Annotated in this window: 26 protein-coding genes and 1 tRNA gene; 5 read left to right on the plus strand and 22 right to left on the minus strand. The window is 39.9% G+C overall.

Features of this window, described 5'->3' with window-relative positions; all coding sequences use genetic code 11:
- Positions 1 to 113: 113 nt before the first annotated feature.
- From FLB61_RS05425 to FLB61_RS05520, 20 genes are all read right to left on the minus strand, one after another.
- A complete protein-coding gene (locus FLB61_RS05425) occupies positions 114 to 536 on the minus strand; it encodes an RNA polymerase subunit sigma-70 (protein WP_221919591.1) in 423 nt (140 codons plus the stop codon).
- Positions 517 to 708, minus strand: a complete 192-nt coding sequence (locus FLB61_RS05430; RefSeq protein ID WP_221919592.1) for a hypothetical protein — start codon at positions 706 to 708, stop codon at positions 517 to 519. Before FLB61_RS05430 ends, FLB61_RS05425 begins: the two co-directional genes overlap by 20 nt.
- Positions 705 to 965 (minus strand): hypothetical protein, encoded by a 261-nt coding sequence (locus FLB61_RS05435; protein WP_221919593.1) that lies wholly within the window; start codon positions 963 to 965, stop codon positions 705 to 707. Before FLB61_RS05435 ends, FLB61_RS05430 begins: the two co-directional genes overlap by 4 nt.
- On the minus strand, positions 952 to 1,155 hold the full coding sequence (locus FLB61_RS05440) for a Lar family restriction alleviation protein (RefSeq protein WP_221919594.1): 204 nt from the start codon (positions 1,153 to 1,155) through the stop codon (positions 952 to 954). The genes FLB61_RS05435 and FLB61_RS05440 overlap by 14 nt, the downstream gene beginning before the upstream one ends.
- A gap of 3 nt (positions 1,156 to 1,158) precedes the next feature.
- On the minus strand, positions 1,159 to 1,329 hold the full coding sequence (locus FLB61_RS05445) for a hypothetical protein (protein ID WP_221919595.1): 171 nt from the start codon (positions 1,327 to 1,329) through the stop codon (positions 1,159 to 1,161).
- Positions 1,326 to 1,739 (minus strand): DUF551 domain-containing protein, encoded by a 414-nt coding sequence (locus tag FLB61_RS05450; protein ID WP_221919596.1) that lies wholly within the window; start codon positions 1,737 to 1,739, stop codon positions 1,326 to 1,328. Before FLB61_RS05450 ends, FLB61_RS05445 begins: the two co-directional genes overlap by 4 nt.
- A 10-nt stretch (positions 1,740 to 1,749) precedes the next feature.
- Positions 1,750 to 1,932: a hypothetical protein gene (locus FLB61_RS05455; protein WP_221919597.1), complete on the minus strand. Its 183-nt coding sequence runs from the start codon at positions 1,930 to 1,932 to the stop codon at positions 1,750 to 1,752.
- 2 nt (positions 1,933 to 1,934) lie between these two features.
- Positions 1,935 to 2,246, minus strand: coding sequence for a hypothetical protein (locus FLB61_RS05460; protein ID WP_221919619.1), 312 nt, complete (start codon positions 2,244 to 2,246; stop codon positions 1,935 to 1,937).
- The gene (locus FLB61_RS05465; RefSeq protein WP_221919598.1) at positions 2,225 to 2,599 is read right to left on the minus strand and encodes a hypothetical protein; all 375 of its coding nucleotides are present in this window, start codon (positions 2,597 to 2,599) and stop codon (positions 2,225 to 2,227) included. Before FLB61_RS05465 ends, FLB61_RS05460 begins: the two co-directional genes overlap by 22 nt.
- 492 nt (positions 2,600 to 3,091) lie before the next feature.
- Positions 3,092 to 4,948 (minus strand): DUF927 domain-containing protein, encoded by a 1,857-nt coding sequence (locus FLB61_RS05470; RefSeq protein ID WP_221919599.1) that lies wholly within the window; start codon positions 4,946 to 4,948, stop codon positions 3,092 to 3,094.
- Entirely contained in the window at positions 4,945 to 5,436 is a 492-nt protein-coding gene (locus tag FLB61_RS05475; RefSeq protein ID WP_221919600.1) for a CHC2 zinc finger domain-containing protein, read from the minus strand. Before FLB61_RS05475 ends, FLB61_RS05470 begins: the two co-directional genes overlap by 4 nt.
- Positions 5,426 to 5,938 carry an ERCC4 domain-containing protein gene (locus FLB61_RS05480; RefSeq protein WP_221919601.1) on the minus strand — a complete coding sequence of 171 codons (513 nt, stop codon included), beginning with the start codon at positions 5,936 to 5,938 and terminating at the stop codon, positions 5,426 to 5,428. Before FLB61_RS05480 ends, FLB61_RS05475 begins: the two co-directional genes overlap by 11 nt.
- 1 nt (position 5,939) lies before the next feature.
- A complete protein-coding gene (locus FLB61_RS05485) occupies positions 5,940 to 6,140 on the minus strand; it encodes a hypothetical protein (protein WP_221919602.1) in 201 nt (66 codons plus the stop codon).
- Between the two features lie 11 nt (positions 6,141 to 6,151).
- On the minus strand, positions 6,152 to 6,757 hold the full coding sequence (locus FLB61_RS05490) for a hypothetical protein (protein WP_221919603.1): 606 nt from the start codon (positions 6,755 to 6,757) through the stop codon (positions 6,152 to 6,154).
- A 2-nt stretch (positions 6,758 to 6,759) separates the two neighbouring features.
- A complete protein-coding gene (locus tag FLB61_RS05495) occupies positions 6,760 to 7,401 on the minus strand; it encodes an AAA family ATPase (RefSeq protein WP_221919604.1) in 642 nt (213 codons plus the stop codon).
- Between the two features lie 3 nt (positions 7,402 to 7,404).
- On the minus strand, positions 7,405 to 7,761 hold the full coding sequence (locus tag FLB61_RS05500) for a DUF3846 domain-containing protein (RefSeq protein ID WP_221919605.1): 357 nt from the start codon (positions 7,759 to 7,761) through the stop codon (positions 7,405 to 7,407).
- Positions 7,762 to 7,771: 10 nt separating this feature from the next.
- Complete coding sequence (locus FLB61_RS05505; protein ID WP_221919606.1) at positions 7,772 to 8,257, minus strand: siphovirus Gp157 family protein; 486 nt, start codon at positions 8,255 to 8,257, stop codon at positions 7,772 to 7,774.
- On the minus strand, positions 8,258 to 8,407 hold the full coding sequence (locus tag FLB61_RS05510; RefSeq protein ID WP_221919607.1) for a hypothetical protein: 150 nt from the start codon (positions 8,405 to 8,407) through the stop codon (positions 8,258 to 8,260).
- A 73-nt stretch (positions 8,408 to 8,480) separates the two neighbouring features.
- Positions 8,481 to 8,726 carry a hypothetical protein gene (locus FLB61_RS05515; protein WP_221919608.1) on the minus strand — a complete coding sequence of 82 codons (246 nt, stop codon included), beginning with the start codon at positions 8,724 to 8,726 and terminating at the stop codon, positions 8,481 to 8,483.
- 26 nt (positions 8,727 to 8,752) lie between these two features.
- Entirely contained in the window at positions 8,753 to 8,992 is a 240-nt protein-coding gene (locus tag FLB61_RS05520; protein WP_221919609.1) for a helix-turn-helix domain-containing protein, read from the minus strand.
- A 74-nt stretch (positions 8,993 to 9,066) separates the two neighbouring features.
- On the opposite strand from FLB61_RS05520, the gene FLB61_RS05525 reads away from it, so the two are divergent.
- Positions 9,067 to 9,501 carry a hypothetical protein gene (locus FLB61_RS05525; RefSeq protein WP_221919610.1) on the plus strand — a complete coding sequence of 145 codons (435 nt, stop codon included), beginning with the start codon at positions 9,067 to 9,069 and terminating at the stop codon, positions 9,499 to 9,501.
- A gap of 258 nt (positions 9,502 to 9,759) precedes the next feature.
- Here FLB61_RS05525 and FLB61_RS05530 read toward each other — a convergent pair whose 3' ends face one another.
- Entirely contained in the window at positions 9,760 to 9,957 is a 198-nt protein-coding gene (locus FLB61_RS05530; protein WP_221919611.1) for a transcriptional regulator, read from the minus strand.
- Between the two features lie 187 nt (positions 9,958 to 10,144).
- Between FLB61_RS05530 and FLB61_RS05535 the strand changes: the two genes are divergently transcribed.
- The 4 genes from FLB61_RS05535 to FLB61_RS05550 all read left to right on the plus strand — a co-directional run bounded on the left by FLB61_RS05535 (position 10,145) and on the right by FLB61_RS05550 (position 13,040).
- The gene (locus FLB61_RS05535) at positions 10,145 to 10,459 is read left to right on the plus strand and encodes a helix-turn-helix domain-containing protein (RefSeq protein WP_221919612.1); all 315 of its coding nucleotides are present in this window, start codon (positions 10,145 to 10,147) and stop codon (positions 10,457 to 10,459) included.
- 16 nt (positions 10,460 to 10,475) lie between these two features.
- Positions 10,476 to 11,198 (plus strand): ImmA/IrrE family metallo-endopeptidase, encoded by a 723-nt coding sequence (locus FLB61_RS05540; protein ID WP_221919613.1) that lies wholly within the window; start codon positions 10,476 to 10,478, stop codon positions 11,196 to 11,198.
- Between the two features lie 59 nt (positions 11,199 to 11,257).
- On the plus strand, positions 11,258 to 11,794 hold the full coding sequence (locus FLB61_RS05545) for a DUF5067 domain-containing protein (protein WP_221919614.1): 537 nt from the start codon (positions 11,258 to 11,260) through the stop codon (positions 11,792 to 11,794).
- 169 nt (positions 11,795 to 11,963) lie between these two features.
- The gene (locus tag FLB61_RS05550) at positions 11,964 to 13,040 is read left to right on the plus strand and encodes a site-specific integrase (protein WP_221919615.1); all 1,077 of its coding nucleotides are present in this window, start codon (positions 11,964 to 11,966) and stop codon (positions 13,038 to 13,040) included.
- Positions 13,041 to 13,070: 30 nt separating this feature from the next.
- Here FLB61_RS05550 and FLB61_RS05555 read toward each other — a convergent pair.
- A tRNA-Cys gene (locus FLB61_RS05555) sits at positions 13,071 to 13,142 on the minus strand.
- Between the last annotated feature and the right edge of the window lie 53 nt (positions 13,143 to 13,195).

The following is a 13,195-nucleotide window of genomic DNA, read 5'->3' on the forward strand; positions in this document are numbered from 1 at the left end:
TGAAAGGGAAAAGTTGTCCGAGCCATCCGGCTCGTAAGGGGAAATACTTTCACTTCTTTCAGCATATACTATAGCATTTTAAAAAGTAACATGTGTAACATTCGTAACAAACATTAACTTTCTTTCATAAATCTCTGAAATTCCATCTTCACACTGCCTGCCGTACACTTCCGCCCCATCCGTACCGCCACCTCTTCCCAGCTCAGGCCACTGAAGATCTTATACCGGATGATCCGCTGCATTCTCTTCGGTATCGTATTCAGCCAAGCTTCTACCTCCAGTTTCACAGCCTCGCAGTCCTGCTTGCGCTTTTCCAGGAGTTGCTCCTCCATACGCAGCTGTGTATCCTCACGGTATGTAAAGACCGTCCCCTGGATTTTGAAGTGCTGCTGGTTGTATGGAAATTCCGGATTGCTCCCCGCTACATTTGTCTGAATGATAGTTTCCCTTTTCTTTCGGAGCCGCTGGATGTCTTTCTCTGTCTCTTTAATAAGCTCGCATGCATCTATGTAGTCTTCAAGAATCTTCTTGTCCATCGGCATCCACTCCTATCTTGAATTTCTGCGCTATGTATTGCGCTACATCCATTGTCGGATACGGCCGGCGCTGGAAGCTCTTCCTGGCATCTTCCCGCACATCCGTCTCCAGGCAGTCATAATGTGCAAGGACGTCCTGCTTTTTCTCACGATCTGTTCGTTTGTGTCTCATTCAACCCCGCCTTTCTCGACAATCTCTGATATATTTTCATCGCCCTCAACACAATATTTTTCAAAAAGATAATTTTCCAATTCTTCAATTACTTTTTCCTTATCAAAGGCTGTCGGCATTTCCTCAATTTCCATACATACAGATACCGCTATATCGGTCGCAACTATTTCTTCCACGGTCTGTTCTCTTCCGCATGGGTCTTTTGGCATCCATTTTCCTATCCGTTTTATCAGTTCATCTGCATCAATTAGTCTCATTTTCCGCCCTCCTGTTCCATGCTTCTGCGGCTTCTTCTGGGGTATCAAAATATGGCGTTTCAACACCGCATGAACTGCATTGTATCCAGTCATTACTCTGTTTGAACTCTTCCCTGTATTGTTCTCCTAGTACAAATTCCGCCACCCCTCCACAAAACGGACACAGCTTTAATTTAATCTCACTCATCATTTATCACTCCATTTCATCTGAAACCCATTCTTTCGTCTTTCTGTCATAATGACTATTTGACCGGCACATATGACCCGTGCGATCCACGACAAGCGGACAGTCATTACAGTGTACATATCCGTCCTTGTCTCTTGCACTGTATTTTTTGCATATACCCTTTTCTTTTTGAGTCATTTCATGCTCCTTTCTGCTTGGTACGGCTCTGGAAGAGGACGCCAGGCGATTACTCTGCCGTTTGGTATTCCGTTGATCGTCTCAAATACAACATCCTCTTCATCTTCCAGCCACATCACATCCAGATATGTCAACGTAACATTTAAGTGTCTGTCGTATTTCTCCCACTGGACTAATACCGACTTTTTCTCTTCCGGCAGCCGTTCCTCCACCGGAATCCAGCCGTCATTCATGTGCTTGCGGATAATATCTTCCACAAATAGTTTTCCTTGCTGATAGGCTTCAAGACTCTTTCCATAACCGTATCGGTATACATCATCATTCGTCCCGGCTATGATTTTTAGTCGAGTTCCGATGTGCCTGTCAAATTCAGCATTTATCTCTTCCATAATCTTCTCTAATTCCTGCATGTTAGTCCTCCTACGTCAGTTCCTTAATCCTCGAATATACCACCGCAGATAATCTTTCCACGGCAAAGTTAAGCTGGCGCACAATCTCTTCGACAGCATTCGATACAGAAATTCTGTTTATATTCCCCTGCAGCATATCAAGAATCTGTCTCTTTTCATCGTTTGTGAATGGTCTGTCTAACAACTTTGCCATCGTCATTCCTCCCATCGAATCCTCTGGCCACAGTTTAAACAGAACTTATGGCTCTCAAAATCATCGCTCGCATATATCGAATTCCCACAGGATGGACATACAAAGAATCCGTAATTGTCTTCGATGTCAATAGGTGCTTTCGCTGTATCCCGCTCCTTCAGTTCCCGGATCTGCTCCGGAGTGAGACCGGTGTCCTCGTACTCCTGAAGTTCTTCCAGAAATTCCTTCAGCTCTTCATGCTCCTTACGGCAATCACAGTTATCCATTTTCTTTATAATCTCATCGCAATGCTCTATTGCTTCTTTAACTTCCATCTCCGCTCTCCTTTCGTTTGTTCTGGTTGTTTATCCTCCCTGATCTCAATATCCAGTTCTCTCAGTACATTGATTCCGGTGTCGCTTTCGATCTCCATGTTGAGAAGCTTAAAGTACTCTTCATCTTCCGTCACATACCCCAGCTGCTTTTTCAGGAATTCCACATACTCCTGGATCCTCTTTTTCCCGTACCCATGTTTTCTCATCATGAAATCCACGGAGATTAATGCCAGACAGGAAAAACACTTTAAATCTTCCTGTTGCTGCATCTTCTTGTATTCCGGATTTGTTGTTACTTCTTTTACCAGCTTTTCTACCTCGTGTCTTCTATGTGCTTTTTTTATCCAGTTCATATTCCCTCCTAAATTCGCTTTACGGCAAATTCAATCTTTCTCTGATTTTTTAAAATCCCTTATACTGTTAATAACTGGGATCCATGTTATAATTAAGTTCTGGCAGAAATTCAACATAAGCGGATTGCTCCTGTATTTTTTTACAATTTTTTGAACATCTGTGTTATACTTATTCATATCATGATTTAATGAAAAATCTTTATAAGCTTTCCAAATAGAGTTTTGTATATCTTGTATTTGTTCGTGCATATTTCCCTCCAATGGAAACCAAAGTTTCCGAAAATTAATTTTTGTTACCGATTTGCGGAAACGTGCAAAACCCTTGTATTTCCTTGGTTTGCGTGTAATTTTGAGTGAACGTTACCGCGTTACCACACATTTTCTTATATAGTAGAGTGTAAATGTGTGAACATTTTATATTTTTGTTTTTCCTATATAGGGCGAAAAATCAATGGTAACCGCGGAAACCGGTAACGACACTGTAAGAAAATCCTATTTAAACGGCAATTCTTCCTGTTCCTCTATCTTCTCAAATCCGTCTTTGTCTATATTTCCATTGAGCTTTATGTATACGCATCTTATAGGGCTTCCATTTACCTTTTTAACCTTATTAAGTCTTCCTCCCTGCGTCTGTATCAGACTGTTTTTATCCGCCCATGATAAAAACGACTTTTCCGAAAATCCACCCGATCGACACAGCTCTTTAAATGCTTGGTTGTAAATAATGGCATATCCATCTTCGATAACGCCCCATTTTTCACAATTGGATAATAGATCAAATCGTTGGCTGTTCATAGCAACTTTATCAAGGATAAACTGATAGCAGCGTTCATTATCAGAGAGCTCATTTCGGTCTATTAAAACACTTTTCGCATCATCCAATGAAATATACTGCCCGTCGTTAAAAATATGCTCTGTGGCAATTTTATCGGCTGTCAGGACAATAGAAAGCGATAAGCTTTGCTTCTGCATTTTGTCTGCATTAAACAGTTCCTTTTTAAACTCTGACTGTATTTCTCTGATGCGATCTATCCCAAGTTCCCTAATTACTTCCACAAACTTTTTTCCAGCGAATCCATAGTTCTTCTTTACCGTATCTGCCGTTTTTTGCGGATCATCGTACACTTTTTTACCACATTCGACTTCTAGGATTCTATTAATGGCACCACCTTGATTAACATAACTGCTTAAAGGTCGCTCGCCATTGCAGATCATGACATTTTTCCATCGGTTTTCCCGGTTGATGCCAAGATCTTTGTTGGATCGGCTTTTCCCTTTTCCAGAGCACAGATCATAAACAATTCCTTCAAAATTATCTCTGATCCTGGCCGATGTTTTACTTGTATCATCAAGAAACATTGGAAGATTATTCAACATATCGGCCTTTGCTTCCAATGCTACATCTGTGGTTTTAAAATCTCCTATATAGCTGCTTTCGTCCGGATTCGCCCACACAGATGCAGCAACCATCAGCGATACTGTTTTTCCACCTTCTGTTTCGCCCCACAAGTCCACAAAAAATGGGAGCCCTCCCAGCGGATGCACAAGTACACTTGCAAATGATGCAGCAAGTAAGAATTTAACCTCGATTCTTCCGCTTTTCCTCAAATCTTTCACGTGATCCAGCCATAATTTATAACTTCCACGTTCAGAAACACTCTCAAACGTCTGCCGAAACCTCGAATCTCCGTCAAATATAATATCCGTATCGTACGGGATGAATTCATTTTCTATCCACCCCAGCTTACTGGTTGAATATTGTACATCTATATAATCATCATTTCCGTTTTCCACATCTGCCAGATATTTCACTAACAGCTTTGCGTTCTCAGATGTAACTGCAATTCCTCTTCCGGACAGCGCTACGATTTTACTTGCCGATGTGATCATAATTTTAGGAACAACAATCTCATTCCATCTCCCATTTCTTTTGTACGCAAGCTTAATCTGTTCTTCTCCTGTTTCAAGATTCTTTAGCCGTTCTATTGGGAGAATTGGATGGTAACATGCTACTTCTTCAATTCCGCCTGATGTCTGTGCATAAATCCCTGCGTCATTCGCAATCCAACCACCACAAAACATGTTGTCATATTCTCCAGAGAAATTTGTGTAATTATCAAGGGAACAAACTGCTCTCGTCTCTTTTTCCTGTCGTTTCATTTCCCGATCTGCTTGATTATATCCTTTTAGCAGCTCATCAAAATCTGACTTAACTCCGAGCACCCTCGCTCTTCTTCCCAGCTGTACTTTGCGCTTGGACCGTTCAATAGGATCTTCGATTTCAAACAATTCGATAAAAACTTCATCATCCAAAATCGAATCAGCATCCAGTTCCTTCAACTCTTTCAAGTTACCACCTCTTCTCCGTTTAATATCTCATGTATGTATAATTGATATTGCAATGCATTATAGCAATCGCACCAAGTTTCCGAAAAAGGCTCTGAGCATCTTATATAATCCCGATAAATATCCATAAGCATACTGTTTAATTCTTTCTTTTTTCTAAGTTTTTCTTCAGCTTTTTTTCGCTCTTCTTGCTTCTTCTTTCTTCGATACACAGCCAACTTAGATTCAAACGTATTCTTTCCATATGTTCCGCCCAGACTTTCAAATGCTGTTTTAAAATCAACTTGATCCATAAGCTGCACAAAAGTAAAAATATCTCCAGATTTCCCGCACCCAAAGCAATAAAAACTGTCTTTGTAAATTTTTAAAGAAGCTCCGTGATCTCCTTTATGAAAAGGGCAGTGGATAAACCCTGCCCTATTTGGCTGAAACCCGTATTTTTCTACAATACATTGCATATTATATGTTTTTTTAATTTCTTCACTGGTCATTTTTCTCATTCAGGATTTCTAAGATTCTTTTTCCGGTATCTTTCTTGTCGCAAAATTCAAAGCGAACATTGTATCGATCGCGAATGGTGCATAAAGATTTGTAAAGCTGATCGCCATCTACTGCTTTAGCGGAAACTACATACTTTTTTCGTTTTCCGCTCTCCCATTTCCACCGCACTTCATGCTTTCTTGGATTTTTCCAGAAATACACATCCTCGATATTATTGATATCCGGACCATGTTCTATTAAAATCACAAGCCTGATTCCGGCCTGCATCGCTTTTACAAGTTCCTTTTTAAACCTTTCGTGCTGTTGACAAACGTTTCCGCATAATTCCTGTAAGTTTTGTTTTCTGTCAATAATCAGCCTGGGATTGTCTAAAGACATATAATCCCCAACCAATAACTTGCTGGAAAAATGATTTACACCCTGTTCATCGAATGTCTTAATAATCTTTCTGATTGCTCTCGCTTTCTCCCTGCTGTCAATCTGAATATCCATTTCATTCCACCTCCTTGTCTTCTGGTAGTCTTTTCACTACAAATCTCCATTTTCTCGCATCATTACCAATCTTCTGTATAAGCCTTGCCTCTGCAAGCATTGGTGTATCTTCGCATATTCCAAACTGAAATTTCTTTGCCGATGTATTATATATTCCGTATTTTGCTCCATTTTTACCATACATTCTTTCCTGGCGATTCATTTCATCCACCCCTAATTGAATGGTAATTCTTCATCAATTCCTTCCGGAATATTCATGAAGCCATCTCCCGCCGGTGTAGATCCTGGATGATACCCATTGATATGATTTTTGTACGCCTGAGTTTCGGACATGTCTGGAATCTGTGCATCCATCACTTTATCAATGGATACAAACCAACGAAGGACACGTTTTTCAATTTCTCGGCCATTGTAATAGTCCATCTGCGGACCAAATACACCACCAATCAACTTGCCCTTGAACTGTGCCTCAAAGTTATCTCCCCACTGCGTCTCGAATCCTTTATTAGAATGCTCCACGCAAGTGATAAACGTCTTAAATGATCTACTGCAGTTTCCTTCACTGTCTTCCGTAAGAATATATTGCGTTGCCTGATTTGGCCATTTTTTCTCAGGACGAATATCATCACGGAACATCTTTTCAAAATATCCATGCTGCTTATCATCCTTTGTAAAATCAAAAGATATTTTGATCATATCTTTTCCCATCTTTGACTTCATTTCTTTTACTTCTTTTATGATCATCTTGTGACCACCAAGTTCTACTGGAATAAATTCTCCCTGAGCCTGTGTTTTTTCGTAATTATTCGGTTTCTTCATGCTTAAAACTCCTCCAATGCCTTAATCACTTCTACAATATCGTTGTCGATCTCCATCTGTTCAAATGCCCCCATAGGACTTTTTGCTGTACTGTTGTTTGCCTGCGTCTCAAACTTATACTGTCCATCCACGCACTTACTCAGCAATACTGTCGTAAACTTCGATTCCAGGCAGATCTTGTCCAATTTTTTTCCGGAAGTTTTGATTCGTGTGAACATATACCCAGCCTCATCATGGTCCGTCTGCGTATGTGCCGTAAAAATAATTGTCAAATCATCTCTATATGTATATGCTTCGCAAACCAGATCCCAAACGCACGCTGCCAGATCAACCCACTTGTCGTACCCTTTTTCCTTGCTCCGGCGCATCTCATCGGCTACCATTAATCCATTGATGGTGTCAACAACTATCACTTTAATTCCCGGGCAGCCCTCTGCTATCCTTTTAATAAACTGCCTAACTATGTTCGCATCATCTGTTGCTTTGTAATTTTTGTTATCTGCATTGTATTGGCTTCTCCAACCTTTCCACGAAAGCCCTTTCATGTCAGCGTCAATATAATATGTACTCTTTGGATCCAAATTTCTCATTGATGTCGTCTTTCCAGATCCAGATTCTCCCATAATTGCAATTACTTTGCTCATCTATTACTCCTCCTTCAAAAACTCAAAATCACTCAACAGCTGCTCTTTAACTTGTTCCGCATTTTCCAGCCCCAACAGATCTTCGTTTTCTGGAACAGTAAAAATGATATCTCCAGCAATTGGCCATCCATGTTTCTCTGTTCCATAAAAATAACTTCCAAGCTGATTTAACGGTAATTTCTTCAGATGTCCTTCTTCGTCACACAGAAACATCATTGGTTGTCTGAAATAATCAAATAGTCTTTGCGTTTTTACTGTCTCAAACATCCCTCCGACTGCTTTCTGTATGTCTCTATAATCATCGAAATCTACATTAATAATTGATACAATATTATCTGTCGTTACTTTCACTGTTTTCATGCTTGTTCTCCTATCTAATCCTAAGACTTTCTGTCTGCGTCAAATGAGCCCATGAAACTTCGTTCTCTTTCAAAAAGTTTTTAATGGCCGTCTTGTCCAGTTTTGGATCCTGTGGAATAAGATACTGTTCTGGGATATCTTCCTTATGATCAATCACTACACTTGGCGGATTTTTTTGAATACCAAAATTAAATAAAGCTGTTTTGAATTTTTTCTTTCCGGTAAGCACCATGGAATTTTCCAAGTTCTTCTTGATACTGGAAATATTGTTTTTTATCAGATTCTTTTTCCTGATCAGTCTGTCTATCTCTTTATCGATCACATCAATATCGCCGTTTAATTCAGCGATTACTTTCGCATAACCATCTGCTTTTTCTTCAAACTCAAATTCAATTCCCTCCATTGTGTCTGAAATCATCTTTTGATCCATGGCTTCCTCCATTGCCATTTCCTTTAACTGTATAAGTTGCCCTGTTATTTCATATAATGTACCCATTTATTTTTCCTCCACTTTCTCAATCCCTAAAATTGCCAGAATTACATTTTCGTCAACAATTCTGGTTGTGTTCACATATCTTTCCACCGCTCGGATATAGTGGATTGCTTCTCCTGCTGGAATATCATCATTAAATTTATAATTCTTCATTTGACCTTTCCTTTCAAATTTCTTATAATAAAGTTGGTATTTTTTCTTGAGTGCATATATGGGATGGCCGTCCCTATGCACTCTTTTTCATTTCCTGCTGCCGGTTCCAAATCTTGATGTATCTGTGCTCCATACATTGGGCATATCGGTATGTAATCCATGACAATACCATGACCAAGAGTGCGATCACAGCCCTCGCCAGGATCATCCTCCCCGGCAGGTTGTCCGGTATGCTGGCCAGAAGGAAAAATCCGATCACACCGGACGTCATGCATCCTTCCCGTAGCCATCGGAGCTTTCTCAATCTTCTCCTCTGCATCTTTTCCACCTCCCTCTTGCCTGTCATCAGATCAGTATTTTTATTCGGTTTTCCTCAGATGCGTCCAATGCATCCAGAATTTTCCACAATTCACGCAATGTACAAGTATCCGGATTGTTGATTCTTTTGTTAAGCGTCGAATACGACATTCCTGTTGCTTTCGCAAGCTTTCTCTGGTCCGTATGCTGCTCCAGGATGCAGATCTTCAGAACCCTGGATGCACGGTCCTGACGTTCCTGCGTTTTGGTTAAAAGCACTTTTGGCATACTTCATGCCTCCTTTCCTTCCTGTGAATTTTTTGCTATAATCTTCCTATCAAATGATGAAAGGAATGATTGTTTTGAAATTAGATGCAACTATTACCATTTCAATAATTCTTGCTATATGCGCTCTATTCGCCCCGTCAATCACTGCGCTAATCAATAATCGCCACCAATACAAAATGCGAAAATTGGAATTGGAATACGATTTCAAAAGCCAACATTCAAGTATCACTTACAAAAATAAATACGATACATATAAAGCTTTTCTGGATAGCGCAGGCGATTATAGTTTGATGCACGACTATGCGGGAAATTACATAAAAATGCTTTCCTGCTCGCAAAATGCACTTCTACTATGCGACAGCGAAACAAAACCATTTTTACTAAAGTTCATCAAAGGTTTAGATGAAAATATGACATCTGATAGTCATGAATATAAGATTCTACTAAGTGGCATAGCCGAATCCTTCAATCGAGAGCTTTCTTCGCTATCCAGTGAATACAACAACTAAAGCGAACAAAAATACAATGAATAGTGCCCAGACAGGATAAACCTTGTCCTCGGGTGCTATTTTTTTCATAAGTCGTACCGCAAGCAATGCAACTGCCGCCATCCCCGCTATCAATAACACATTTAACATCTCTACACCACCTCTTTCTTGTCTGCCTCACTAAACTTCTTTTATTATGCATCCCCTCTGTTACGATAATTACCAGTTGATTTCCTTTTACGGAAATGCTATAGTAATTTTATCGAACAAATGTTTGGTTTATGATGCTTTAAAAAGTTCCTCAAGAGATGTTGCGGGAGAAACTATTCTTCTTATTTCAAGCACTTCGTTCCAAGTAAATGCGGTTACACCGTTAATCTTATTACGAAGGCTTCGCTCAGTGATTCCGATTTCTAATGCCAAATCACGAATACTAATATCGGCCTTAACCATTTCTCCCCGAAGCACTCTGTACATTGAACCACTCCTTTCTTTTTTCCGTTAACGGTTATTATGCTCGTATTATATATCCGTTAATTACTATTGTCAATACAAAATTAGAAAGTTTTTTCCGTCAACTATTAATTTGTAACTTTTAACGGAAATATATTTCTTGACTATATCCGTCAACGGTGCTATATTCATTTCATAAGGAGGAATAAATATGGGCCTGGAGAAAATAGAGGAATACAAGAGGCGTCTTGGAATGACAACAGCAGAGCTAGCGGAAAAATCCGGAGTTCCGAAGGGCACTTTGGATAAAATATTGTCCGGCGTCACAAAAGACCCAAAGCTTGAAACATTAAAGGCGATTGCTCGTGTTTTAGGATGCACATTAGATGATTTTGACGATGTACCTCGTAAAAAAACTATGGAGCCATCATATGAAGACGTAGAACAGCTTATTGCTCGTAATGGAAAAGAATTTTCAACTGAGCAGAAAATGAGATTAATCAAACTTTTGTCCGAAATAGATTAGCAGAGGACTGATTTATTTGGATTACAACAAAATAGTTACTGCAACCATTGAAGTATTCCGGAAATGTGATATCCATTCATTTCCGATCGACTGCGAGGCTTTACTCAAACATTACGGGTACCGGCTTTTTTCCTATAAGGAATTACGAGACCGGAACCCAGAATTGTATAGTCTGAGTCTGGGATACTCTGAAGATGCTTTCCGATCAGGCGCATCGAAGATCGTAGCATATAATTCCGATCGACCGCGCGGTCGTATTCGATTTTCGCTGATGCACGAACTGGGACACCATGTCTTAGGGCACACTGGATTATCCAATCAGAACGAAAAAGAAGCAAATGCTTTTGCCAGCCATATACTGGCACCTCGGATGGCGATACACTATTCCGGATGCAAAAACGCGAATGACGTGGCCAGATTGTTTGATATGTCTTTCGAGGCCGCTGACAACGCTTTTATAGATTACCGACGCTGGCATCGGAATGTGGTTATATATAAGATGTCCACAGTTGACAAAGCGATGTATGCCCACTTCTACAATAAAGAGCAGAAATGCTTTGTTTGGAGTATACATAGATGTGATTTTTGCGGAAGAATTTTATATAACTCATCGGAACCGCGCTGCACTATCTGCGTGCTGCCTTCTATTCCCAAAAAAACTCATATTTATTATCACGATTTTGACGAAAACGACAGAATATTGCAGCGTCAGCATTTGAAATGGTTGTATGATTTTTAATGGTATAATCGCTACGGCGTTTATATATTGATTGAGGTTGTAGAAAGAGAGGAAACAAAATGAAAAAGAAAATTGTAGCAATGATAATGGCCGGAGTGATGGCCTGTGGTTTGTGGGCTTGCGGAGGATCGGAAGAACCGAAAGAAGAAACAAAGACAGAGGCAACAGATCCTCAGGAAAAACAAGAGGAAGAAGAGAAACCTCAGTCTGGAAAAGTGGACAAAGTAAATGTTGATAACAGCGAAGGAACTCTGACATATACAAAGCACGAAATAACAACAGACTATGAAGGAAAGCCTGCTATCCTGGTTTATTTTGATTATACAAATAAGAAGGAAGAAAGCAGCTATGCTCAAATGACTTTTTATCCACAGGTATTCCAAAACGGTGTAGAATGCGAAATTGGAATGACTTTAAACGAAAATGAAGGAATCTCAAACTCTTCAAAAGAAATACAAAAAGGAACTACATTAAATGTTGCATTTTTATATGTCCTGCAAGATGCAGAAAATCCTGTTACGTTAAAGGTAACAGACCAGTCTTCAGAGCATATATTTGACGGATACTATCAAGAGCAGGAACTGAATGTGAAATAAACTAAAAAAACCGCCCCTGCACCAACAGGAGCGGCGATGATATACATCCGAAGATGTACATTTCCCGACACAACTATTGTATCATCTTCGGACAGCCTACGCAAGCAGAACTCTTGTTCTCTGCTGGCTGTTATTTTTATACACAAAAATAATCAAAGGAGATGATGTAATGCCTACAGCAAGAAAACTACCATCTGGATCATGGAGGTGTCAAGTATATAGTCACACAGAAGAAATATTAAAGCCTGATGGAAGTACCAAGAAAAAAAGAGTATATGAATCTTTTACTTGTGACATATCAGGGCCGAAGGGAAAAAGAATCGCAGAACAAATGGCGGCCGAATTTGCAGCTAGAAAAGAGGAAAAAAGGGGATATAAAGACGATCTTACATTTGGAGAAGCAACGGATCAATATATACAGAATCGTGAAGCTGTATTGTCTCCAAGAACAATTATGGATTATAAACGAATTCGAAAGAACGACCTAAAAATTCTGGAAGGAATAAATCTAAATAAGATTACCCAGGAAGACATTCAGAGAGCTATTAATTTAGAATCTAAGAAACACAGCCCAAAAACAGTAAGAAATACGCACGGTCTTATATCTGCCGTATTGCGTCAATATCGCCCTGATTTTGCACTTAATACTTCCATGCCAAAGAAAATACGTCCGGACATTTATATTCCTTCAGACGGCGATATAAAGCGTCTGATAAAGTATGTAGAAGGAACGGAAATGGAATTGCCTATCCTCCTGGCCGCTTTCGGGCCGATGCGGAGAGGGGAAATCTGTGCGCTTGATACCAAAAACATAGACGGAAATGTCGTGCATGTATGCTGCAATATGGTTTGCAATGAAGCAGGGGAATGGATCATAAGAGTTCCGAAAAGCTACGCCGGAGACAGATATATTGATTATCCAGAGTTTGTATCAGAAAAATGGAAGGGTAAAAAAGGGAAAATAACAACCATGACTCCGGATATAATCACAACCCGTTTCGCAAGGATATTAAAACGCGCAGATCTTCCGCACTTCCGATTTCACGACCTTAGACATTATTCTGCATCCATACAGCATGCTCTCGGAATACCGGATAGCTATATAATGGCAAGAGGAGGATGGGGGAATGACGGAGTGCTAAAAAATGTGTATAGACATGTAATGTCCGATCCAGAAAAGCGTATGAATCAGATCGCAAATCAGCACTTTTCGGAACTATGCAACACGAATTGCAACACAAAATAGAAAAAGCCCGTAAAAACGGGCTTTTTAAAGAGGCGCAGACCGGATTTGAACCGGTGGATACTGGTGTTGCAGACCATTGCCTTACCACTTGGCTACTGCGCCATATACTATATTATATTATCACATTTCCCGAAAAATGCAAGCATTTTTCGGGA

It is taken from the genome of Sellimonas caecigallum, assembly GCF_019754295.1.
Taxonomy (GTDB): domain Bacteria; phylum Bacillota; class Clostridia; order Lachnospirales; family Lachnospiraceae; genus Sellimonas; species Sellimonas caecigallum.

What these genes read in the sequence shown, in the direction of transcription:
- FLB61_RS05425 (WP_221919591.1), bottom strand. Translation starts at nt 536, where the DNA reads ATGGACAAGAAGATTCTTGAAGACTACATAGATGCATGCGAGCTTATT.
- FLB61_RS05430 (WP_221919592.1), bottom strand. Translation starts at nt 708, where the DNA reads ATGAGACACAAACGAACAGATCGTGAGAAAAAGCAGGACGTCCTTGCA.
- FLB61_RS05435 (WP_221919593.1), bottom strand. Translation starts at nt 965, where the DNA reads ATGAGACTAATTGATGCAGATGAACTGATAAAACGGATAGGAAAATGG.
- FLB61_RS05440 (WP_221919594.1), bottom strand. Translation starts at nt 1,155, where the DNA reads ATGATGAGTGAGATTAAATTAAAGCTGTGTCCGTTTTGTGGAGGGGTG.
- FLB61_RS05445 (WP_221919595.1), bottom strand. Translation starts at nt 1,329, where the DNA reads ATGACTCAAAAAGAAAAGGGTATATGCAAAAAATACAGTGCAAGAGAC.
- FLB61_RS05450 (WP_221919596.1), bottom strand. Translation starts at nt 1,739, where the DNA reads ATGCAGGAATTAGAGAAGATTATGGAAGAGATAAATGCTGAATTTGAC.
- FLB61_RS05455 (WP_221919597.1), bottom strand. Translation starts at nt 1,932, where the DNA reads ATGGCAAAGTTGTTAGACAGACCATTCACAAACGATGAAAAGAGACAG.
- FLB61_RS05460 (WP_221919619.1), bottom strand. Translation starts at nt 2,246, where the DNA reads ATGGAAGTTAAAGAAGCAATAGAGCATTGCGATGAGATTATAAAGAAA.
- FLB61_RS05465 (WP_221919598.1), bottom strand. Translation starts at nt 2,599, where the DNA reads ATGAACTGGATAAAAAAAGCACATAGAAGACACGAGGTAGAAAAGCTG.
- FLB61_RS05475 (WP_221919600.1), bottom strand. Translation starts at nt 5,436, where the DNA reads ATGACCAGTGAAGAAATTAAAAAAACATATAATATGCAATGTATTGTA.
- FLB61_RS05480 (WP_221919601.1), bottom strand. Translation starts at nt 5,938, where the DNA reads ATGGATATTCAGATTGACAGCAGGGAGAAAGCGAGAGCAATCAGAAAG.
- FLB61_RS05485 (WP_221919602.1), bottom strand. Translation starts at nt 6,140, where the DNA reads ATGAATCGCCAGGAAAGAATGTATGGTAAAAATGGAGCAAAATACGGA.
- FLB61_RS05490 (WP_221919603.1), bottom strand. Translation starts at nt 6,757, where the DNA reads ATGAAGAAACCGAATAATTACGAAAAAACACAGGCTCAGGGAGAATTT.
- FLB61_RS05495 (WP_221919604.1), bottom strand. Translation starts at nt 7,401, where the DNA reads ATGAGCAAAGTAATTGCAATTATGGGAGAATCTGGATCTGGAAAGACG.
- FLB61_RS05500 (WP_221919605.1), bottom strand. Translation starts at nt 7,761, where the DNA reads ATGAAAACAGTGAAAGTAACGACAGATAATATTGTATCAATTATTAAT.
- FLB61_RS05505 (WP_221919606.1), bottom strand. Translation starts at nt 8,257, where the DNA reads ATGGGTACATTATATGAAATAACAGGGCAACTTATACAGTTAAAGGAA.
- FLB61_RS05510 (WP_221919607.1), bottom strand. Translation starts at nt 8,407, where the DNA reads ATGAAGAATTATAAATTTAATGATGATATTCCAGCAGGAGAAGCAATC.
- FLB61_RS05515 (WP_221919608.1), bottom strand. Translation starts at nt 8,726, where the DNA reads ATGCAGAGGAGAAGATTGAGAAAGCTCCGATGGCTACGGGAAGGATGC.
- FLB61_RS05520 (WP_221919609.1), bottom strand. Translation starts at nt 8,992, where the DNA reads ATGCCAAAAGTGCTTTTAACCAAAACGCAGGAACGTCAGGACCGTGCA.
- FLB61_RS05530 (WP_221919611.1), bottom strand. Translation starts at nt 9,957, where the DNA reads ATGTACAGAGTGCTTCGGGGAGAAATGGTTAAGGCCGATATTAGTATT.
- FLB61_RS05535 (WP_221919612.1), top strand. Translation starts at nt 10,145, where the DNA reads ATGGGCCTGGAGAAAATAGAGGAATACAAGAGGCGTCTTGGAATGACA.
- FLB61_RS05545 (WP_221919614.1), top strand. Translation starts at nt 11,258, where the DNA reads ATGAAAAAGAAAATTGTAGCAATGATAATGGCCGGAGTGATGGCCTGT.
- FLB61_RS05550 (WP_221919615.1), top strand. Translation starts at nt 11,964, where the DNA reads ATGCCTACAGCAAGAAAACTACCATCTGGATCATGGAGGTGTCAAGTA.